14 protein-coding genes are annotated in these 20,388 nt (G+C 71.8%); 4 read left to right on the forward strand and 10 right to left on the reverse strand.

Features of this window, described 5'->3' with window-relative positions:
* Positions 1-25: 25 nt before the first annotated feature.
* Positions 26-1,657, reverse strand: a complete 1,632-nt coding sequence (pruA, locus tag CP980_RS09850) for an L-glutamate gamma-semialdehyde dehydrogenase (RefSeq protein WP_099889324.1) — start codon at positions 1,655-1,657, stop codon at positions 26-28.
* Between the two features lie 30 nt (positions 1,658-1,687).
* Positions 1,688-2,614: a proline dehydrogenase family protein gene (locus CP980_RS09855; protein ID WP_099889325.1), complete on the reverse strand. Its 927-nt coding sequence runs from the start codon at positions 2,612-2,614 to the stop codon at positions 1,688-1,690.
* Positions 2,615-2,812: 198 nt separating this feature from the next.
* Here CP980_RS09855 and CP980_RS09860 point away from each other — a divergent pair, with 198 nt between their 5' ends.
* Positions 2,813-4,054 (forward strand): helix-turn-helix domain-containing protein, encoded by a 1,242-nt coding sequence (locus CP980_RS09860; RefSeq protein WP_132756988.1) that lies wholly within the window; start codon positions 2,813-2,815, stop codon positions 4,052-4,054.
* Positions 4,055-4,083: 29 nt separating this feature from the next.
* Here the strand turns inward: CP980_RS09860 and CP980_RS09865 are convergent, their stop codons facing one another.
* The 7 genes from CP980_RS09865 to CP980_RS09895 form a co-directional block, all read right to left on the reverse strand.
* The gene (locus tag CP980_RS09865) at positions 4,084-4,701 is read right to left on the reverse strand and encodes a TetR/AcrR family transcriptional regulator (protein WP_150527995.1); all 618 of its coding nucleotides are present in this window, start codon (positions 4,699-4,701) and stop codon (positions 4,084-4,086) included.
* 215 nt (positions 4,702-4,916) lie between these two features.
* A complete protein-coding gene (gene serA, locus CP980_RS09870; RefSeq protein WP_132756984.1) occupies positions 4,917-6,506 on the reverse strand; it encodes a phosphoglycerate dehydrogenase in 1,590 nt (529 codons plus the stop codon).
* Positions 6,507-6,778: 272 nt separating this feature from the next.
* A complete protein-coding gene (gene ilvC, locus CP980_RS09875; protein ID WP_030708395.1) occupies positions 6,779-7,780 on the reverse strand; it encodes a ketol-acid reductoisomerase in 1,002 nt (333 codons plus the stop codon).
* 108 nt (positions 7,781-7,888) lie between these two features.
* Complete coding sequence (gene ilvN, locus CP980_RS09880) at positions 7,889-8,413, reverse strand: acetolactate synthase small subunit (RefSeq protein ID WP_030857425.1); 525 nt, start codon at positions 8,411-8,413, stop codon at positions 7,889-7,891.
* Between the two features lie 32 nt (positions 8,414-8,445).
* Positions 8,446-10,332 (reverse strand): acetolactate synthase large subunit, encoded by a 1,887-nt coding sequence (locus tag CP980_RS09885; RefSeq protein ID WP_132756982.1) that lies wholly within the window; start codon positions 10,330-10,332, stop codon positions 8,446-8,448.
* 204 nt (positions 10,333-10,536) lie between these two features.
* Positions 10,537-13,467 carry a putative bifunctional diguanylate cyclase/phosphodiesterase gene (locus CP980_RS09890; RefSeq protein WP_150527996.1) on the reverse strand — a complete coding sequence of 977 codons (2,931 nt, stop codon included), beginning with the start codon at positions 13,465-13,467 and terminating at the stop codon, positions 10,537-10,539.
* 282 nt (positions 13,468-13,749) lie between these two features.
* On the reverse strand, positions 13,750-14,697 hold the full coding sequence (locus CP980_RS09895) for a 2-hydroxyacid dehydrogenase (protein WP_150527997.1): 948 nt from the start codon (positions 14,695-14,697) through the stop codon (positions 13,750-13,752).
* A 79-nt stretch (positions 14,698-14,776) separates the two neighbouring features.
* On the opposite strand from CP980_RS09895, the gene CP980_RS09900 reads away from it, so the two are divergent.
* The 3 genes from CP980_RS09900 (at position 14,777) to CP980_RS35045 (ending at position 17,363) form a co-directional block, all read left to right on the forward strand.
* Positions 14,777-15,784 (forward strand): aldo/keto reductase, encoded by a 1,008-nt coding sequence (locus tag CP980_RS09900; RefSeq protein WP_132756976.1) that lies wholly within the window; start codon positions 14,777-14,779, stop codon positions 15,782-15,784.
* A gap of 130 nt (positions 15,785-15,914) precedes the next feature.
* Positions 15,915-17,144: a PQQ-dependent sugar dehydrogenase gene (locus CP980_RS09905; protein ID WP_150527998.1), complete on the forward strand. Its 1,230-nt coding sequence runs from the start codon at positions 15,915-15,917 to the stop codon at positions 17,142-17,144.
* Between the two features lie 51 nt (positions 17,145-17,195).
* Positions 17,196-17,363 carry a DUF6191 domain-containing protein gene (locus tag CP980_RS35045; RefSeq protein WP_308439342.1) on the forward strand — a complete coding sequence of 56 codons (168 nt, stop codon included), beginning with the start codon at positions 17,196-17,198 and terminating at the stop codon, positions 17,361-17,363.
* Here the strand turns inward: CP980_RS35045 and CP980_RS36355 are convergent.
* A complete protein-coding gene (locus CP980_RS36355; RefSeq protein ID WP_132757278.1) occupies positions 17,329-20,382 on the reverse strand; it encodes a helix-turn-helix transcriptional regulator in 3,054 nt (1,017 codons plus the stop codon). The two genes, CP980_RS35045 and CP980_RS36355, sit on opposite strands and share 35 nt — an antisense overlap.
* Positions 20,383-20,388: the final 6 nt, after the last annotated feature.

The raw sequence follows: 20,388 nt of genomic DNA on the forward strand, positions 1-20,388 counted from the left end.
GGGGCGGGGTTCAGCGGGGGCCGGATCAGCCCATGTGCGGGTAGCCGTACTCGGTCGGCGCGACCAGCGTCTCCTTGATGGAGCGGGTCGACACCCAGCGGTGCAGGTTGCTCGCGGCGCCCGCCTTGTCGTTGGTGCCGGAGGCGCGGCCGCCGCCGAAGGGCTGCTGGCCGACCACGGCGCCGGTCGACTTGTCGTTGATGTAGAAGTTGCCCGCCGCGAAGCGGAGCTTCTCCATCGCGTCGGCCGCCGCGTAGCGGTCACCGGCGATGATCGAGCCGGTCAGCGCGTACGCCGACACCGACTCCATCTGGGCCAGCATCGCGTCGAACTCGGCGTCCTCGTACACGTGGATCGCCAGGATCGGGCCGAAGTACTCGGTCGTGAAGACCTCGTTCTCCGGGTCGGTGCACACGATGACGGTCGGGCGGACGAAGTAGCCCTCCGAGTCGTCGTACGTGCCACCGGCGACGATCTCGCAGGTCGGGTCGGCCTTCGCGCGGTCGATCGCGGCCTTGTTCTTGGCGAACGAGCGCTCGTCGATCACGGCACCGATGAAGTTGGTCAGGTCGCGGACGTCACCCATGGTGATGCCGTCGACCTCGGCCGCGAAGGCCTCCTTGAAGCCGTCGTTCCAGATCGAGGCCGGGACGTAGGCGCGCGAGGACGCCGAGCACTTCTGGCCCTGGAACTCGAAGGAGCCGCGGGTCAGGGCGGTCTTCAGGACGGCGCGGTCCGCGGACGGGTGCGCCACGACGAAGTCCTTGCCGCCGGTCTCGCCGACCAGGCGCGGGTAGGACTTGTACTTCTCGATGTTGTTGCCGACCGTCTTCCACAGGTACTGGAAGGTCTTGGTCGAACCGGTGAAGTGGATGCCGGCCAGCTCGGGGTGGTTCAGGGCCACCTCGGAGACGGCGATGCCGTCGCCCGTCACCAGGTTGATGACGCCCTTGGGCAGACCGGCCTCCTCCAGGAGCTCCATCAGGAGGACCGCGGAGTGCGTCTGCGTCGGGGACGGCTTCCACACGACCACGTTGCCCATCAGGGCCGGGGCGGTCGGCAGGTTGCCGGCGATGGCCGTGAAGTTGAACGGCGTGATCGCGTAGACGAAGCCTTCGAGCGGGCGGTGGTCGCTGCGGTTCCACACGCCGGCGGAGTTCGCGACCGGCTGCTCGGCCAGGATCTGGCGGGCGAAGTGGACGTTGAAGCGCCAGAAGTCGACGAGCTCGCACGGGGTGTCGATCTCGGCCTGCTGCGCGGTCTTCGACTGGCCCAGCATGGTGGAGGCGGCCAGCTTCTCGCGCCACGGGCCGGACAGCAGCTCGGCGGCGCGCAGGATGATCGCGGCGCGGTCGTCGAAGGACATCGAGCGCCAGGCCGGGGCGGCGGCCAGGGCGGCGTCGACGGCCTCCTGCGCGTCGGCCTCCGTGGCGTTCGCGTACGTGCCGATGACCGACTTGTGGTCGTGCGGCTGCACGACGTCGAAGCGCTCGCCGCCGCCCATCCGCTTGACGCCGTTGATCGTCATCGGCAGGTCGATCGGGTTCTCGGACAGCTGCTTGAGCTGCGTTTCGAGGCGCGCGCGCTCCGGGGTGCCGGGGGCGTACGAGTGGACCGGCTCGTTGACCGGCGCGGGGACCTGGGTCACAGCATCCATGGGGCTGGTAACTCCTTGACCTGGTTCTGGCTAGTTCTTGGTGATCATCGAGCGGAGGAAGAACAGGAGGTTGGCCGGCTTCTCGGCGAGGCGCCGCATGAAGTAGCCGTACCAGTCCGTCCCGTACGCGGTGTAGACGCGCATGCGGTGGCCCTCGGCGGCGAGCCGCAGGTGCTCCTCGCTGCGGATGCCGTACAGCATCTGGAACTCGTACTCGTCCAGCTTGCGCCCGGCCTTGCGGGCGAGCTCCTGCGCGATGGCGATCAGGCGCGGGTCGTGCGACCCGATCATCGGGTAGCCCTCGCCCTCCATCAGCGTCTTGAGGATGCGGACGTACGCCTTGTCGATCTCGGCCTTGTCCTGGTACGCGACCTCGGCCGGCTCCTTGTACGCGCCCTTCACGATCCGGACGCGGCTGCCGGCCGCGGCCAGCCGCCGGGCGTCGCCCTCGGTGCGGAAGAGGTACGCCTGGATCACGCAGCCGGTCTGCGGGAAGTCCCGGCGCAGCTCCTCGTGGATGGCGAACATCGAGTCGAGGGTGGTGTGGTCCTCGGCGTCCAGCGTGACGGTGGTGCCGATGGCCGCGGCGGCCTCGACGACCGGGCGGACGTTGGCGAGCGCGAGCTCGTGGCCGCCCTCCAGCGCCTGGCCGAACATCGACAGCTTGACCGACATCTCGGCCTTCTCGCCGAGGCCGAGGTCCGCCAGGTGCGCGATGAGGTCGAGGTAGGCGTCACGCGCGGCGTAGGACTGCTCCACGGTGGTGATGTCCTCGCCCACCACGTCGAGCGTGAGCTCCAGGCCCTTCTCCGTGAGGTCCACGACGATCGGGATGACCTGGTCGACCGTCTCACCGGGGATGAACCGGTTCACCACGGGCTTGGTCACCGGGGCGGCAGAGACGATTCGGCGCATCTTGTCGCTGCGCGAAGCGGCGAGGATCGCGGGACCCAGCACGGGGCACCTCCAACAGGTGGCAGAAGCAGTCGTACGGTCCGCGAGGGGGTGGGCGGGGCCGTAAAGAAAACGCAAGTAAAACCACCGTGAAACCTAAGGATCGCTTTGATCCTCTGCCATCGACAGCTGTCACGCATCCGTGTCCCCGATCTCATACATCTGTCTGAAGACCCTGGTCCCGGGTGGGAGAATGTTCGGGTGAAGGGCGATTACCAGGACCTGGTGGATGAGATCTCGGCGCTCCTCGGCGCCCCGGCGACGCTGGAGAACCGGGATTTCCGCCTCATCGCCTTCGGCGCGCACGACAGCGACGACGACCTCGCGATGGACCCCGTGCGCACCCGCTCGATCCTGACCCGGCAGTCGACGGCGGCCGTGCGGGCCTGGTTCGAGGGGTTCGGCATCGCGCGGGCGACCGGCCCGGTACGGATCCCGGCGGCGCCCGACGCGGGGGTCTTCCGCGGGCGGATCTGCCTGCCGGTGCGCTACCGCGGGATCGTCCAGGGGTACGTGTGGCTCCTCGACCAGGAGCCCGGCCCCGGGCCGGACGCCCTGGCGGCGGCCATGGAGGTGGCCGAGCGGATCGGGATCCTGCTCGCCGAGGAGGCGAAGGCGGGGGCCGACCTGTCCCGGGAGTTCCGGGCGGTGCTCACGGCCGGGCGGGGCTGGCAGCAGGACATGGCGGTGGCCGCGCTGCGGCTGGCGCTGGGCCCGGGCGCCGACGGGCTGCACGCGGTGGTGTGCGTGACGCCGTGGGCCGGCGAGGCCCCCGCCTCGGTACCGGGCACGGCGGCGGTGTGCACGGTCCCCTGGCCGGGGGCCGGTGAGGACGACGGCCGGGCTGCGGAGGCCGGGGGGCGCTCCGGATCCGGTCCGGGCTCGGGCTCGGGGGCCGGCGCCGGTTCCGCGGGCCGGCCGGGGCGGCGGGGCGGGCAGGCGCTCGCCGCGCTGGTCAGACTCCGCTCGGCCGAAGTGCTCGTACCCGCCGAGGGGGTCGCGACCCGGCTGCTGGCGGGCGGCGGCGCGACCGCCGGGATCGGGGAGCCCCGACGGGGGCTGGGGACGCTGGCCGACGCCTGGTCGCAGGCCTCGGCGGCGGCCCAGGCGGCCGCGGCGCAGCCCCGCTTCGGCCCGGTGGCCCGGTGGGCGGCGATCGGCCCGTACCGGATGCTGGCCGCCCTGGCGGCCGCGGGTCCGGCGGGCGACCCGGCGACGCGGGTCCTGCTGGAGCCCGCGCACCGGGAACTCGCCCGTACCGCCGAACTGTTCCTGGACTGCGCTGGCCAGGCCGGCCGCGCGGCCGCGGCCCTGGGCATCCACCGCCAGACCCTCTACTACCGGCTCGCCCGGGTGGAGCAGCTGACCGGCCTGGACCTGGACGAGGGCGAGGACCGGCTGTTGCTCCACATGGCCCTCAAGGCAGCCCGCCTGTACGGCTGAACTGCCTCACCGCTGAACGGCGCAGCGGCTCAGGCGGAGGCGTCGGCCTCGGCCTCGGCCTCGGCGCCTGCGTCCTTCCCGTTGACCATCATCTGCGCGGCGCGGCGCATGCCCTCGGTCAACTCCTCGGCGGTGACGGCGTTCTCGGAGTCGTACAGCCACTGCACCATCATCCCGGCGACCAGCACCTGGTACAGCCCGCCCAGGGTCCGGACGTCCCGCTCGTCGAGCTGCTCCTCCGGGATGCCCGTGAACATCTCGGTCAGCCCCTTGCGCCGCTCGCCCTCCGAGGACACGACCATCTCCCGCAGCTCCGGCAGCCGGTCGCGGTTCATCGCGATCTCCATGCCGGCCACCCACATCGGGGCCGCCTGGTCGCGCTGTCCGATCATGCCGTCCCAAACCGAGCGGAAGCGCTCCGGTGATCCTCCCTCACCCGTCACCTCCGGTGTGAAGGAGTCGCTCCACTCCTCGGCCATCGAGAGGAACGCCTGCGAGAGCAGGGCGTCCTTCGAGCCGTAGTGGTAGCCGATCGACGCCAGGTTCGCGCCGGAGGCGTGGACGATGTCGCGCGCGGTCGTCCGCGCGAAACCCTTCTCGGCCAGGCACTTCTTGGCGCCATCGAGCAGATCTTCACGGTGTCCCATGCCTCTCACCGTATCAATACAACCGTCCAAGACAGCTGTTCCATACAGCCGTATTACACAAGCGTTTATGGCGCTTGCACGACAGCTACGCCTTCGCCCCTCACCACCTCGTCTCCGACATGGCTCTGGGCGCGGCCCCGCGGCAACCGCGAGCGGCGGCGGAGCACGAAGAAGGGCCCGGGGAGCTCCCCGGGCCCTTCCCTGTGTCGTGCGGGTCAGCCGAGGCTGACCGTACGCGCCGAGACGGCGCCGATCTCGGCGGAGATCTCCGCGAGGACGTTCACCGGGACCTCCGCGTCAACGGTGAGGACGCCGAGCGCCTCGCCGCCCTCCTCCGCCCGGGCGACCTGCATGCCCGCGATGTTGAGGCCGGCTTCGCCGAGGATGCGGCCGACGGTGCCGACCACGCCCGGGCGGTCGGTGTAGCGCAGGACGAGCATCTGGTCGGCGAGCGCCAGGTCCACGTCGTACTCGCCGATGCCAACGATCTTCTGGAGGTGCTTGGGGCCGGCGAGGGTGCCGGAGACCGACACCTCCTGACCGTCCGACAGGGTGCCGCGCACGGTCACCACGTTGCGGTGGTCCGGGGACTCCGAGCTGGTGGTCAGACGGACCTCGACACCGCGCTCCTGCGCGAACAGCGGGGCGTTGACGTAGGAGACCGTCTCGTCGACGACGTCCTCGAAGACGCCCTTGAGGGCGGAGAGCTCCAGCACCTTGACGTCGTGCTGGGTGATCTCGCCGCAGACCTCGACGTCGAGGCGGACCGCCACCTCACCCGCGAGGGCGGTGAAGATGCGGCCGAGCTTCTCGGCGAGCGGCAGGCCGGGACGGACGTCCTCGGCGATGACCCCGCCCTGGACGTTGACGGCGTCCGGTACGAGCTCGCCCGCGAGCGCGAGGCGCACCGACTTGGCGACCGCGATGCCCGCCTTCTCCTGGGCCTCGTCGGTGGACGCGCCGAGGTGCGGGGTGCAGACGACCTGGTCGAGCTCGAAGAGCGGGGAGTCCGTGCAGGGCTCCTTCGCGTACACGTCGAGGCCGGCGCCGGCGACGCGGCCCTCCTTGATGGCCGAGTACAGCGCGGCCTCGTCCACGATCCCGCCGCGCGCGGCGTTGACGATGCGGACCGACGGCTTGACCTTGTGCAGGGCCTCGTCCCCGATGAGACCGAGGGTCTCGGGGGTCTTGGGCAGGTGCACGGTGATGAAGTCGGCGACTTCGAGGAGCTCGTCCAGCGTCAGCATCTTGACGCCCATCTGGGCGGCGCGCGCGGGCTGTACGTAGGGGTCGTACGCGACGATCTTCATACCGAAGGCCGACATGCGCTGGGCGACCAGGACGCCGATCCGGCCGAGGCCGACGACACCGAGGGTCTTCTCGCTGAGCTCGACGCCCGTGTACTTGTTCCGCTTCCACTCGCCGTTCTTCAGGGCGGTGTTGGCCTGCGGGATGTTGCGGGCCGAGGCGACGAGCAGGCCGCAGGCGAGCTCGGCGGCGGTGACGATGTTGGAGGTCGGGGCGTTCACGACCATCACGCCGGCCTTGGTGGCGGCGGACACGTCGACGTTGTCGAGGCCGACACCGGCGCGCGCGACGACCTTCAGCTTCTTGGCGGCGGCGATGGCCTCCGCGTCGACCTTGGTGGCGGAGCGCACCAGGATGGCGTCGACGTCCACGATCGCGGGGAGCAGCTCCGCGCGGTCGGCTCCGTTGACGTGCCGGATCTCGAAGTCCGGACCGAGCGCGTCCACGGTGGCGGGCGACAGCTCTTCGGCGATGAGTACGACAGGTTTCGAGCTCACGTGGGTCATCCTCACAAGTCCAGTGCGGACGGCCGTCCCGACGGCCGCAGGCGGTGGAGGGGGTAGCCGCGTGGAAGACGCACGACACTGTGGGCCTGACGCGTTGTGTTGAGCAGTGTAGTGGCGGAATCCCCAGGGAATTCCGCCTGTCCGGAAGGATCACCCGTCCGGGGTTGGCCAGGGTGGACAAGCACCGCGCGGGGAGCTGTCCGATCGGGCCCGCCATGCGCCGCGGGGCCGGGACTCCTCATCCCGGCCCCGCCGCGTACGGATCAGCTCTCGTCGCTGTCGACCCAGCTCATGAGCTTGCGCAGCTTCTTGCCGGTGGTCTCCAGCAGGTGCGCCTCGTCGGCCTTCTTGTACTCGTTGTACTTCGGCAGACCGGCCTTGTACTCGGCCATCCAGGTGTTGGCGAACTCGCCGCTCTGGATCTCCGCGAGGACCTGCTTCATCTCGGCCTTGGTGGCGTCGGTGATGATGCGGGGACCGGTGATGTAGTCGCCCCACTCGGCGGTCTCGGAGACCGACCAGCGCATCTTCTCCAGGCCGCCCTCATACATGAGGTCGACGATGAGCTTCAGCTCGTGCAGGCACTCGAAGTACGCGATCTCCGGCTGGTAGCCGGCCTCGGTCAGGGTCTCGAAACCGGCCTTGACCAGCGCGGAGGCGCCACCGCAGAGGACGGCCTGCTCACCGAACAGGTCGGTCTCGGTCTCCTCGGTGAAGGTGGTCTTGATGACGCCGGCGCGGGTGCCGCCGATGCCGGCCGCGTACGAGAGCGCCAGGTCGAAGGCCTTGCCGGTGGCGTCCTGCTCGACGGCGGCGATGCACGGAACGCCGCGGCCCTCCTCGTACTGACGGCGGACCAGGTGGCCGGGGCCCTTCGGGGCGACCAAGGCGACGTCGACGTTGGTGGGGGGCTTGATGAAGCCGTACCGGACGTTGAAGCCGTGGCCGAAGAAGAGCGCGTCGCCCTCCTTGAGGTGGTCCTTGATGGACTCCTCGTAGATCTCGGCCTGGAGCGGGTCCGGGGTCAGGATCATGATGACGTTCGCCCATTCGGCGGCCTCGGCCACGGGGACGACCTTCAGGCCCTGCTCCTCGGCCTTGGCCTTGGACTTCGAGCCCTCCTTGAGGCCGACGACGACGTCGACGCCGGAGTCACGCAGCGACAGCGCGTGGGCGTGGCCCTGGCTGCCGTAGCCGATGACCGCGACCTTGCGGCCCTGGATGATGGACAGGTCGGCGTCGTTCTCGTAGAACAGCTCGGCCACTGGGATATCTCCTTGGTGCGCTGGTGTTGCTCCCACCGTACGGCGGGGAACGATAGGGAAGTTTCCTGGTCTCGCGATGCGAGAGGCAACGCGACGTCAGGGGGTGGTTCAGGCGCTGCGGTCGAGCGCGCGCAGGCTGCGGTCCGTGATGGACCGGCCACCGCGCCCTATGGCGATCGTGCCGGACTGCACGAGCTCCTTGATGCCGAACGGCTCCAGCATCTTGAGCATCGCGCCGAGCTTGTCGGCGCCGCCGGTGGCCTCGATGGTGACGGCCTCCGGGGAGACGTCGACCGTCTTGGCGCGGAACAGCTGGACGATCTCGACGATCTGCGAGCGGGTCTCGTTGTCGGCGCGGACCTTCACCAGGACGAGTTCGCGCTCGATGGCGTTGTGCGGCTCCAGCTCGACGATCTTGAGCACGTTGACCAGCTTGTTCAGCTGCTTGGTCACCTGCTCCAGCGGGAGGTCCTCGACGTTCACGACGATCGTGATGCGCGAGATGTCGGGGTGCTCGGTGACGCCGACCGCGAGGGAGTCGATGTTGAACCCGCGGCGGGAGAACAGCGCGGCGATCCGGGCGAGGATGCCGGGCGTGTTCTCGACCAGGACGGAGAGCGTGTGCTTGGACATGTGAGGCGTTCTCTCTCTCAGGCTCTCTCGGCTCAGTCGTCTTCGTTGTCGCCGAAGTCGGGGCGGACGCCCCGGGCTGCCATGACCTCGTCGTTGGAGGTGCCGGCGGCGACCATCGGCCACACCATGGCGTCCTCGTGGACGATGAAGTCGATCACGACGGTGCGGTCGTTGATCGCGTTGGCCTCGGCGATGACCTTGTCCAGGTCGGCCGGGTCCTCGCAGCGCAGCGCCACGCAGCCCATGGCCTCGGACAGCTTGACGAAGTCCGGGACGCGGGTGCCCTTGCGGGGGGCGGTGGACTCGCCGAGCTGGGAGCCGACGGTGTCGTGGCCCGTCTCGTCCGCGTGCAGGACGGTGTTGGAGTACCGCTGGTTGTAGAACAGGGTCTGCCACTGGCGGACCATGCCCAGCGCGCCGTTGTTGATGATCGCGACCTTGATCGGGATGTTGTTCAGCGCGCAGGTGACCAGTTCCTGGTTGGTCATCTGGAAGCAGCCGTCGCCGTCGATCGCCCAGACCGTGCGGTCCGGCATGCCGACCTTGGCGCCCATCGCGGCGGGGACCGCGTAGCCCATGGTTCCGGCGCCGCCGGAGTTCAGCCAGGTGCGGGGCTCCTCGTAGTTGACGAAGTGCGAGGCCCACATCTGGTGCTGGCCGACACCGGCCGCGTAGATGGTGTGCTCGGGGGCGAGCTCGCCGATGCGCTGGATGACCTGCTGCGGGGAGAGCATCCCGTCGTCCGGCAGGTCGTAGCCCAGCGGGTACGTCTCGCGCCAGCGGCTGAGGTCCTTCCACCAGGCGGTGTAGTCCCCGGCGTTGCCCTCGGTGTGCTCGGCCTGGACCGCCTGGATCAGGTCGGCGATGACCTCGCGGGCGTCGCCGACGATCGGGACGTCGACCTCGCGGTTCTTGCCGATCTCCGCCGGGTCGATGTCGGCGTGGATGACCTTTGCGAACGGGGCGAAGCTGTCCAGCTTGCCGGTGACGCGGTCGTCGAAGCGGGTGCCGAGCGCGATCAGGAGGTCCGACTTCTGCAGGGCGGTGACGGCGGTGACCGCGCCGTGCATGCCCGGCATGCCGACGTGCAGCGGGTGGCTGTCGGGGAAGGAGCCCAGCGCCATCAGCGTGGTGGTGACGGGGACGCCGGTCAGCTCGGCCAGGACCTTCAGTTCGGCGGTCGCGCCGGACTTCATGACGCCGCCGCCGACGTACAGGACCGGCCGCTTGGCCTGGCAGATGAGCTTGGCGGCCTCGCGGATCTGCTTGGCGTGCGGCTTGGTGACCGGCCGGTAGCCCGGGAGGTCCTGCGAGGGCGGCCACGAGAAGGTGGTCTTCGACTGCAGGGCGTCCTTGGCGATGTCGACCAGGACCGGGCCGGGGCGGCCGGTGGAGGCGATGTGGAAGGCCTCGGCGATCGTCCTCGGGATGTCCTCGGCCTTGGTCACCAGGAAGTTGTGCTTGGTGATCGGCATCGTGATGCCGACGATGTCCGCCTCCTGGAAGGCGTCCGTGCCGATCGCCTTGGAGGAGACCTGGCCGGTGATCGCGACGAGCGGCACCGAGTCCATGTGCGCGTCGGCGATCGGGGTGACCAGGTTGGTGGCGCCCGGGCCGGAGGTCGCCATGCAGACGCCCACCTTGCCGGTGGCCTGCGCGTAGCCGGTCGCGGCGTGGCCGGCACCCTGCTCGTGGCGGACCAGGATGTGGCGGACCTTGGTGCTGTCCATCATCGGGTCGTACGCCGGGAGGATGGCTCCGCCCGGGATACCGAAGACGGTGTCGCACCCCACCTCTTCGAGAGAGCGGATGAGGGACTGCGCACCCGTGACGTGCTCAACTGCGGCGGGCTGGTGTCCGCCGGAACGGGGCCGCGGCTGCGGATGGTGGGCCCCGGTGGCCTGCTCGGTCATCGACATTCTCTTCTCGAAGCTGAGGGTTTTACGAGGATTCGAAGGTGTGCCAGTGCAACAAAAAACCCCTCGTGCCGGGAGGCAAGCGAGGGGAGCGCGTCGGGTGTGTCGAGCGGGGACGTGATGACCCCAGCTTCAGCCGACGCGCTTTCCAAGTACGAGAATTCGGGTGCGCATGGCACTGACCCTCCCTCCGGCGGGAGGGGGATGTCAAGCGGGTGGGACGGGCGTCTCATTATGTGAGCCTCTGCGGATGGCCATCGAGCCCCCGGACGAACCGCCGGCCAAGGCGGGCTGGGCCGTTCCGCCCGGTACTGGGAACGTACCGCGCACCAGCGCCCGGCGCAGCCTGTACTCGTCGAGTGGGCCGGAAAATGCCACTCCCTGGCCGTGCGTGCACCCCATCGCGCGCAGGGCCGTGACCTGCTCGGGGAGGTCCACCCCGTCCGCGACCGACTGCATGCCCAAATCATTTGCGATGCGCAACAAACCAGCGGTGATCTTGTGGAGGCGGGCGGATTCGACCACGCCCTCCACCAGGCCCCGGTCCACCTTGAGGATGTCCACGGGGAGCCTGCGCAGGGCGCTGATGGCCGCGTAGCCGCTGCCGAAGCCGTCCAGGGAGATCAGGACCCCCAGCCGGCGCAGGGCCGCCAGGCGCCGCTCCAGCTCGTCGAAGGGGACTCTGGGGTCCGAGACGGTCAGCTCGATCACCAGGGCCCCGGAGGGCAGCCCGTACCGGGTCAGCAGGGCCTCGACCGAGCCGAGCGGCGCGGCTCCCCCGGTGGCCGCCGGGGGGACGCCCCGGTCCAGCAGCCGCTGGGCGCCCATGCGCACCGCCACGGGTACGTCGTGCCCGATCCGGCGCCGCTCGGCGGCCTGCGCCACGGCCTCCTCCAGCAGCCAGTGCCCCAGCTCGGCGGCGCGGGTGGGCGGGCCCGCGGGGAGGCCGCCACGGCCGTCGGGCCTCGCCGCCGTGCCCTCGCTGTACTCGGCCACCCGGAGGAATTCCGCCGGGGTGAACAAGATCCCCTGGGCCGAGCGCCAGCGGGCCTGCGCCGCGACGGCCGTGACCTCGCCGGTCGCCAGGGAGACCACGGGCTGGTGCAGCAGCGCGAACTCCCCGTCGTGGAGCGCGGTGCGCAGCCGCCCGGCGAGCTCGGCCTTCCGTACGACCTCGGCCTGCATCTGGGGCGCGTAGAGCTCGACCCGGTCCTTGCCGGCCGCCTTGGCGCGGTACATCGCGAGGTCCGCGTTGCGCATGAGGTCCGAAGGGGTGATGCCGGGTTCGGCGAAGGCCACGCCGATGCTGGCGGCGACCCGTACGTCGCTGCCGGCGATCCGGTAGGGCTGGGAGAGGGTGGTGCGCAGCCGGTCCGCGATCTCGTGCACCTGGTACTCGCGGGCACTGCGGTCGCGGCTGCCGTCGCCCAGGATCAGCGCGGCGAACTCGTCGCCGCCGAGCCGGGCCGCGGTGTCCCCGGCGCGCACCGAGTCCTGCAGCCGGCGCGCGGCCTCGGTCAGCAGCTCGTCGCCTGCCTGGTGGCCGATGGTGTCGTTGACCGCCTTGAACCCGTCGAGGTCGATGAAGAGCACGGCGGTGCTGTGGTCCCCGGCGCGCCGCCCGGTCAGGGCCTGGCGGACCCGGCGGGTGAACAGCGCCCGGTTGGGCAGGTCGGTCAGCGGGTCGTGCTCGGCGCTGTGCTGGAGCTGCGCCTGGAGGCGGACCCGCTCGGTGACGTCGCGGCTGTTGAGGATGAGGCCGCCCTGGTGGCGGTTGACGGTGGATTCCACGTTGAGCCATTCGCCGCTGCCCGACTTGAAGCGGCACTCGATGCGGGTGGTCGGTTCCTCGGCGGGCGGCGCGGCCAGGAAGCGGCGCACCTCGTGGACCACGCGGCCCAGGTCGTGGGGGTGGATCAGGGTGGCCAGCTCCGTGCCGACGAGCTCCTCGGCCTCGCGCCCGTAGACCCCGGCGGCCGCGGGGCTGACGTAACGCAGGGTCCCGGTGGGGGCGGCGATCATGATGACGTCGCTGGAGCCCTGGACCAGGGAGCGGAAGTGGTTCTCCTTCTGGGCCAGTTCCTGCGTCAGCGCGATGTTGTCGATGAGCATGATGCCCTGCCGGATGACGAGGGCGAGGACCACGGTGCAGCCGGTGAAGACGACGACGCGGTCGACCTTCCGCCCGTCCACCACGTTGTACAGGATGCCCAGGGTGCAGACGGCGGCCGCCAGGTACGGCGTGAGGGCGGGCAGCGAGCCGGTGATGGGGCGGCTGACCGGCCGGTCTGCGCGGGCGAGCCCCGGCGTCCCCGGGTCCGGATGGGCCCGCCGGGCCCCCCACGGCGCGTACGCGAGGAGCAGCGAGCCGGCGAACCAGCCGGCGTCGAGCAGCTGGCCGGACTGGTATCCGGCGCTCAGCAGCGGCGAGGTGAACAGGGCGTCGCTGAGCACGGTCAGGGCCAGGGCCGCGATGGCGGTGTTGACGGCGGAGCGGTTGGCCTCGGAGCGCCGGAAGTGCAGGACGAGCACCATGGAGACGAGCGCGATGTCCAGCAGCGGGTAGGCGAGCGAGAGCGCGGCGCGCGGGACGCTGCCGGGGGCCCCGGACTGGGCGGTCCGCGCGGCGTGCGCGAGGGCCAGGCTCCAGGACAGGGTGAGCAGGGAGCCGCCGATGAGCCAGGAGTCGAGCCCGAGGCAGACCCAGCCGGCGCGGGTGACCGGGCGTTTGGCGAGGACGAGCAGGCCCACGATGGCGGGCGGCGCGAAGCAGAGGAAGGCGAAGTCGGCGAGCGAGGGCTTGGGCACGGCCTCGCCGAGGACCACCTCGTACCAGCCCCAGATGCCGTTGCCGCAGGCGCCCATGAGCGAGGAGAAGGCGAAGAGCAGCCAGGCCGGGCGCTCACGGCTGTCGATCGTGCGCGCGTACGCGTAGCAGGAGACGGCGGCGAGTAACGCGGCGGCGCTGAGTCCGAAGTCGCCCATGATCTCGGCGAGTTCCCCGGAGCCCCAGCCGAGGGCGGCGCCGACCGCGTATCCGCCGCTGACCACTGCGAGGAGCAGCTGCATCGCCAGGCTCCTGCCGCTGCCGCCCGGAACGGGCGGCCGGGTCAGCAGCGCCGCCCCCGGGGCACTCACCGGTCCCCCTCGCCGGCTGGTTCCGGCGCGGCCCAGTCCCGGTTGCGTCGCCTGCGGCGGCCGTGCCGCATCGGATCCTTCGTCCATTGGCCGTACATCGCCCGTCGCCCCCCAAAGTGTCCGATCACTCCCCAGCGCCAGACGAACGCGCTGCAGCCCCTTGGTCCGGACGATACACCACTTTCGTCACTCAGGGACATAGATGGTCTACGCTGCGTTACCACTCGGGGAGTTGTTGCCACTGTGCGCGTCCGGGCGGATGCGGAGCGTGCGCACCGCGCGTCAGTCGGTGATCAGGACCGTGTTGTCCACGGGCTCCCCGGCGGCGAACCGGTGGAGCTGGCGGGCGACCAGACGCCGGGCCCGCGGCGCGAACGCCGTGCTGCTGCCGCCCACGTGAGGGGTGATCAGGACATTCGGAGCATGCCAGAGCGGATGGCCGGCGGGCAGCGGTTCGGGGTCGGTGACGTCGAGTGCCGCGCGCAGCCGGCCCGACCCGAGCTCCGCCAGCAGGGCCGAGGTGTCGGCGACGGGGCCGCGGGCCACGTTCACCAGCAGGGCGCCGTCCTTCATCCGGGCCAGGAACGCGGCGTCGGCCAGGCTCCGCGTCGCGTCCGTCAGCGGGGTGCAGAGGATCACCACGTCGGCCCCGGGGAGCAGCCGGGGCAGTTCGGCGTGAGCGTGCACGGGCCCGCGCGTGGTGGTGCGCGCCGAGCGTGCGACCCGTACGACCCGCGCACACTCGAAGGGCGCGAGCCGGTCCTCGATGGCCGCTCCGATCGACCCGTACCCGACGATCAGCACGGACTTGTCGGCGAGGGCGTCGTAGAAGCCGGAACGCCACTCCTCGCGGTCCTGTCCGCGCACCATCCCCGGGATCCCGCGCAGCGAGGCGAGGGTGAGGGTGAGCGCCAGCTCCGCGGTGCTCGCCTCGTGGACCCCGCGCGCGTTGCACAGCCGTACGCCGGGACGCAGCAGGCCGAGGCCGTCCAGGACGTGGTCGATGCCCGCGGTCAGCGTCTGCACGACCTCCAGGTGCGGCATGCCGGGCAGCGGGCGCAGGGTCACTTCGGGGGACTTCATGTAGGGGGTGACGTAGAAGACGCAGGCGGCCGGGTCGGCCGGGAAGGCGTCCTCGCCGTCCCACTGCCGGTAGGTGAAGGCGTCGGGGAGGCCCTCGATCTCTTCCGCGGGGAACGGCAGCCAGACGTCGGCGGTCTTTGCATCCATGACCAGGAGGCTATGCCAAGGCCAAAGGATCCTGATCAAGCCGTTAGTTTGTTTGCCGGACCGGGAGGGGGACGCACGGGTGGAGCGCAGGTCGATCGGGGCGGGTGCGCTGGCGGTGGGCGCCGTCGGGCTCGGGTGCATGCCGATGAGCTGGGCGTACGCGCCCTCGCGGCGCCTGCGCGACGAGTCGCTGGCCACGGTGCACACGGCCCTGGACCTCGGGGCGAACCTGCTGGACACCGCCGACGTGTACGGGCCCTACACCAACGAGCTGCTGCTGGGGCGGGTGCTGCGCGAACGGCGGGCGGAGGCGTTCGTGTCCGCCAAGGTGGGGCTGCGGGCGGGCGAGCAGCACGTGGTGGCGGACGGGCGGCCCGGATACGTGCGCCGGGCCTGCGACGCCTCGCTGCGGCGGCTGCGTACGGACGTCATAGACGTCTACCAGCTGCACCGGGTGGATCCGGACGTCCCGGTGGAGGAGACCTGGGGGGCGATGGCGGAGCTGGTGGGTGCGGGGAAGGTGCGCGCCCTGGGGTTCTGCGCGCTGGGGGCGGGTGCCGGGCCGGGGGCGGGGCGGCGCGGGGACCGGGCGTACGCGGTGACCTTGGGGCACTTGGAGCGCGTCCAGCAGGTGTTCCCGGTGAGCGCGGTGCAGGCGGAGCTGTCGGTGTGGTCCCGGGAGGCCGTGCGGCGGCTGCTGCCCTGGTGCGCGGCGCGCGGGGTGGGGTTCCTGGCGGCGATGCCGCTCGGCAGCGGGTTCCTGACCGGGACGCTCAGGCCGGGCGAGGGTTTCGAGTGGGAGGACGTGCGGGCCCGGCACCCGAGGTTCACGGCGGAGTCCATGGCGGCGAACCAGGTGCTGGTGGCGGGGCTGCGGCGGGTGGCGCGGCGGCACGGGCCGCAGGTGACGGCGGCGCAGGTGGCGCTGGCGTGGGTGCTGGCGCAGGGACCGCAGGTGGTGCCGGTGCCGGGGGCCGACCGGGCGCACTGGGCGGCGGAGAACGCGGGGGCGGCGGGGCTGCGGCTGACGGCCGGGGACCTGGCCGAGATCGCGGCCCTGCCGGCGGCGGTGGGAGCCTGGGACTGAGCCCTGGCGCGAGCCGGTTCCGGGTCCGGGACAACCACTCGATCGGGTGTACGAGCGCCGGAACTTCGGGAAGTGCCGCAGCTGTTGAGACAGGTGAGGGGCACGATCGCCACCGGAGGGGAGCAGGACGATGCGATACGGACAGGCACAGGCGTCCGAGAGGTACGAGGGCCCGCGCGCCCGGAGCCGCGCGGTGCTGGCGGCGTTCGCCGTGGCGGGCTGCGGGGCGCTGCTCGCGGCGGGCTGCGCCCCGGCGGGCGCACCGTCCGCCAAGCCGGGCACGTCACCACCGGGCCCGGCACCCGCGTCGTCCGGGTCCGGCCCCGCGGGCTCTCCCTCCGGCGCCGCGGAGGCCGCTCCGCCCGCGCAGGGCTCCGTGACGGTGACCGGCGAGGTCGCGAAGGACCTGGAGTCCCCGTGGGGCGTGGCCCCGCTGCCGGGCGGGGACCTGCTGGTCGCCTCGCGGGACAAGGGGACGATCAGCAGGGTCGCGGCGGCCACCGGCGCGGTGACGCAGATCGGCAAGGTGCCCGGGGTGGCCCCGGGCGGCGAGGGAGGGCTGCTGGGGCTCGCGCTGTCGCCCTCGTACGCCTCGGACCGGATGGTGTACGCGTACTTCACGACGGAGTCCGACAACCGCATCGCCCGGATGCGCTACGACGAGCAGCGTGACCCGGGCCAGCAACTGGGCGCGCCGGACACGGTGTTGCGGGGGATCCCCAAGGGGATGATCCACAACGGGGGCCGGATCGCCTTCGGCCCCGACAAGATGCTCTACGCGGGGACGGGCGAGAGCGGCGACACCGGGCTCGCGCAGGACAAGAAGTCGCTGGGCGGCAAGATCCTGCGGATGACCCCGGACGGGCAGCCGGTCCACGGCAATCCCGAGGCCGACTCGGTCGTCTACTCCTACGGGCACCGCAATGTGCAGGGCCTGGCCTGGGACAAGGACAAACGGCTGTGGGCGGCCGAGTTCGGCCAGAACACCTGGGACGAGCTGAACCTGATCGAGCCCGGTGCGAACTACGGCTGGCCGGAGGCCGAGGGGAAGGCGGGCAAGCCGGGCCTGCGAGATCCGGTGGCCGTGTGGAAGACCGACGAGGCCTCGCCGAGCGGGATCGCCTGGGCGCAGGGCTCGGTGTGGATGGCCGGGCTGAAAGGCGAGCGGCTGTGGCGGATCCCGCTGGCCGGGGCGCATCCGGTGGCCGAGCCGGAGGCCTTCCTGACGGGGAAGTACGGCCGGCTGCGGACGGTGATCGCCCTCGGCGGGGACAGATTGCTGCTGGTCACGAGCGAGACGGACGGGCGCGGGTCGCCGGAGGCGGGCGAGGACAGGATCCTGACACTGACGGTGCGGTGACCGAGGGGCCCCCGGTGCGGGGCGAAAGGCGCGGTGGATGCGGTGTTCAACATGATCGAGGAGCTCTTCAGCCCGGGACGGAAGCACACGGACGAGGAGAAGAAGCGGCTGGAGCTGTCCCGGACCGATGTCGATGACGGCGATCCGGGACGCGGTCCCATAGACCTGGACTCCGGCACGGTGCTCATACGCCCGGCGGAGCCGTCCCCGCGGGAGTGAGCGGCCCGAACAGCCGCAGCCGGTGGGCCAGGGCGGCCGCCTCGCCGCGGCCGGCGACACCCAGCTTGGCCAGGATGTTCGAGACGTGGACGCTGGCCGTCTTCGGGGAGATGAACAGCTCCTCGGCTATCTGGCGGTTGCTCCTGCCCGCCGCGACCAGGCTCAGGACGTCCCGTTCGCGGCTGGTCAGGCCCAGGGCCTCGACGGGGTCGGGGGCCGGTGCGGGCGGGGCGGCGGGCGCGTCGGCCCCGGTGAGCGGGAGCCGGGCGCGCTGGGCCAGCAGGGCCAGGTCCTCGCGGAGCCTGCGGGAGCCAAGGCGTTCGGCGGTGGCGTAGGCCTCGCCGAGCAGGGACGCGGCGCCCGCGCGGTCGCCGCCGGAGGCGAGCAGGGCTTCGGCGAGCCGGTGGCGGGCGCGGGCCAGCAGGTACGGACGCTCCAGCGGGCGGACGGCCCGCTCGACGCCGGCCCAGTCGGCGACGGTGTCCCGGTCCTCGGCCCGCAGCAGCTCGGCGCGGAAGAACTCGGCGTGGGCGGCCCACACGGGCACGGGGGTGGCCAGGGCGCGGGCGGCGCCGCGGAGCACCTCCAGGGCGGCTGCGCGCCCGGCGTCGGCGACCGGGAGTCCCCGGGCGTCCGCCTCCGCGGAGGCGGCGGCGAGCAGCAGCGGCCAGGCGTAGCGGTGGTGGCCCAGCGGGAAGCCGTAGGCGATGGCGTCGGTGATCTCCGCGCGGACGTCGGCGATCCGGCCCTCCCCGGCGGCGATGCCGACGGCGAGGCGGTAGAGCGGTATGCGGTGCTGGGGCTGGCTGTCGTGGGTGCCGAAGTGGGCGTGCGCGGCGGTCAGCCGGGCACCGGCCTCGGTCAGTTCGCCGCGCGCCAGGGCCAGGTAGGACAGCCGTGCGGAGGCGGAGCCGCGCGGGGCCGCGCTCTGGCCGACGCTCAGACCGCGCCGGGCGGCCTCGGCCGCCTCGTCCCAGCGGCCGAGGCTGTACAGGCTCTCGGCCATGTTGCCGCTGAGCCAGGCCTCGGTGTCCAGCAGCCGTGACTTCTTGACGAGTTCGACCCCTTGTTCGGCCAGTTCCACGGCTTCGCGGGACCGGCCCATGCTTTCCAGCTGAGAGGTGAGGTTGATATGTGCACGTCCTGCCAGCATGACGAGCCCGAGTTCGGCGGCCCGCTCGCGGACCACGAGCATCTCGGTGAGTCCGCGCTCGGCGTCGCCGGCGTCGGTGAGCAGGGAGCCGACCGTGATCCGGGCGTTGAGCTCGATCTCCTCGGCCCCGAGCATGCGGGCGTAGGCCGCGGCGCGCTCCGCGGCTTCGAGGTTGCCCGGGCCGGGGTTGTGGAGCATGCCCCAGCCCGCGGCCCGGACGAGGACCTCGGCGTGCACCTGGGACGGGGGCAGCCCCTTGACGAGTTCCTGGGCCTTGGCGAGTTCCTCCCAGCCGTCGCCGCGGGCCAGGCTGGAGACGAGCCGGGAGCGCTCCGTCCAGAACCAGGCGGCGCGCAGCGGGTCCTGGTCCTCCTCCAGCAGCCGCAGCGCCGTCTTGGTGAGCTTCAGGGCGCGTTCGCGTTCGCCGCCGAAGCGGGCGGCGACGGTGGCCTCGGCCAGCAGGTCGAGCCGCTTGAGCGGGGTGGTGGCCGGGTCGCAGCCGCAGGGCGGGTACACCTCGGTGTAGTCGACCGGCCGCAGTGCCTCGCGAACCTCCTGCGGCGCGCTCTCCCACAGGTCCAGCGCCCTCTCCAGCAGGTTCAGCTGCTCGGAGTAGGCGTGGCGGCGGCGGGCGGCGACCGAGGCGGCGAGTACGGCGGGCAGCGCCTTGGCCGCGTCGTTGGCGCAGTACCAGTAGCTGGCCAGCCGGATGACCCGCTCCTCGGCGCGGATCAGCCAGTCGTCGGCTTCCATCGCCTCGGCGTAGCGGCGGTTGACGCGGGCGCGCTCGCCGGGCAGCAGGTCGTCGCTGACGGCCTCGCGGACCAGCGAGTGGCGGAACCGGTAGCCGTCCCCGTCGGGGGTGGCGAGGAGGATGTTGGCGCCGACGGCGGCCCGCAGGGCCTCGATCAGCTCGTCCTCGCTCAGCCCCGCGACGGCGCGCAGGAGCGGGTACTCCACGGTGGAGCCGCCCTCGGCGACGATCCGCACCACGCGCTGGGCGGCCTCGGGCAGCACCTCGACGCGCACCAGCAGCAGGTCGCGCAGGGACTCGGTGAGTCCCGCCCGGCAGCCGCTCCTCTGGCAGGCGGCGAGTTCCTCGACGAAGAAGGCGTTGCCGTCGGAGCGCTCGAAGACGGAGTCCACGAAGTCTTCGTCGGGCTGCGAGGCGAGGATGCCGGCGAGCTGGCGGCGCACCTCGGCCCGGTTGAAACGGGGCAGTTCGATGCGCTGGACCGTGCGCAGCCGGTCGAGTTCGGCCAGCAGCGGGCGCAGCGGGTGGCGGCGGTGGACGTCGTCGGCCCGGTAGGTGGCGACGACGACGAGCCGGCCGCTCGCGAGGGTGCGGAACAGGTAGGAGAGCAGGTGGCGGGTGGAGGTGTCCGCCCAGTGCAGGTCCTCCAGGACGAGGACGACGGTGCGGTCGGCGGCGAGCCGCTCCAGCATCCGGGCCGTCAGTTCGAAGAGCCGCGCGGTGCTCTCCTCGTCGTGCGGTCCGCGGGGGGTGTCGCCGAGTTCGGGGAGGATCCGGGCGAGTTCGTCCTCCTGGCCCGCGGCCGCCGCCGCCAGCTCCCCCGGGAGCAGGCGGTGCAGGGTGCGCAGGGCCGTCGAGAACGGGGCGAAGGGAAGGCCCTCCGCCCCGATCTCCACACAGCCTCCGACGGCCACCACCGCGCCGCGGCGGGCCGCCTCGTGGACGAACTCCTCGGTGAGGCGGGTCTTTCCGACCCCGGCCTCGCCCCCGACGAGCAGCGCCTGCGGCTCCTGGCCCGCGGCGCGGACCAATGCGTCGGTGAGTACGGCCAGTTCGTCGGCTCGGCCGACGAACACCGGGCTGACAGATCTGGTCTCCACGTCGCCGAGCATCGCACA

Origin of the sequence: Streptomyces vinaceus, from assembly GCF_008704935.1 — a bacterium.
GTDB classification, from domain to species: Bacteria; Actinomycetota; Actinomycetes; order Streptomycetales; family Streptomycetaceae; genus Streptomyces; species Streptomyces vinaceus.

What these genes read in the sequence shown, in the direction of transcription:
- pruA (WP_099889324.1), bottom strand. Translation starts at nt 1,657, where the DNA reads ATGGATGCTGTGACCCAGGTCCCCGCGCCGGTCAACGAGCCGGTCCAC.
- CP980_RS09895 (WP_150527997.1), bottom strand. Translation starts at nt 14,697, where the DNA reads ATGGATGCAAAGACCGCCGACGTCTGGCTGCCGTTCCCCGCGGAAGAG.
- CP980_RS09865 (WP_150527995.1), bottom strand. Translation starts at nt 4,701, where the DNA reads ATGGGACACCGTGAAGATCTGCTCGATGGCGCCAAGAAGTGCCTGGCC.
- CP980_RS09885 (WP_132756982.1), bottom strand. Translation starts at nt 10,332, where the DNA reads ATGTCGATGACCGAGCAGGCCACCGGGGCCCACCATCCGCAGCCGCGG.
- CP980_RS36355 (WP_132757278.1), bottom strand. Translation starts at nt 20,382, where the DNA reads ATGCTCGGCGACGTGGAGACCAGATCTGTCAGCCCGGTGTTCGTCGGC.
- ilvN (WP_030857425.1), bottom strand. Translation starts at nt 8,413, where the DNA reads ATGTCCAAGCACACGCTCTCCGTCCTGGTCGAGAACACGCCCGGCATC.
- CP980_RS09905 (WP_150527998.1), top strand. Translation starts at nt 15,915, where the DNA reads ATGCGATACGGACAGGCACAGGCGTCCGAGAGGTACGAGGGCCCGCGC.
- CP980_RS35045 (WP_308439342.1), top strand. Translation starts at nt 17,196, where the DNA reads ATGATCGAGGAGCTCTTCAGCCCGGGACGGAAGCACACGGACGAGGAG.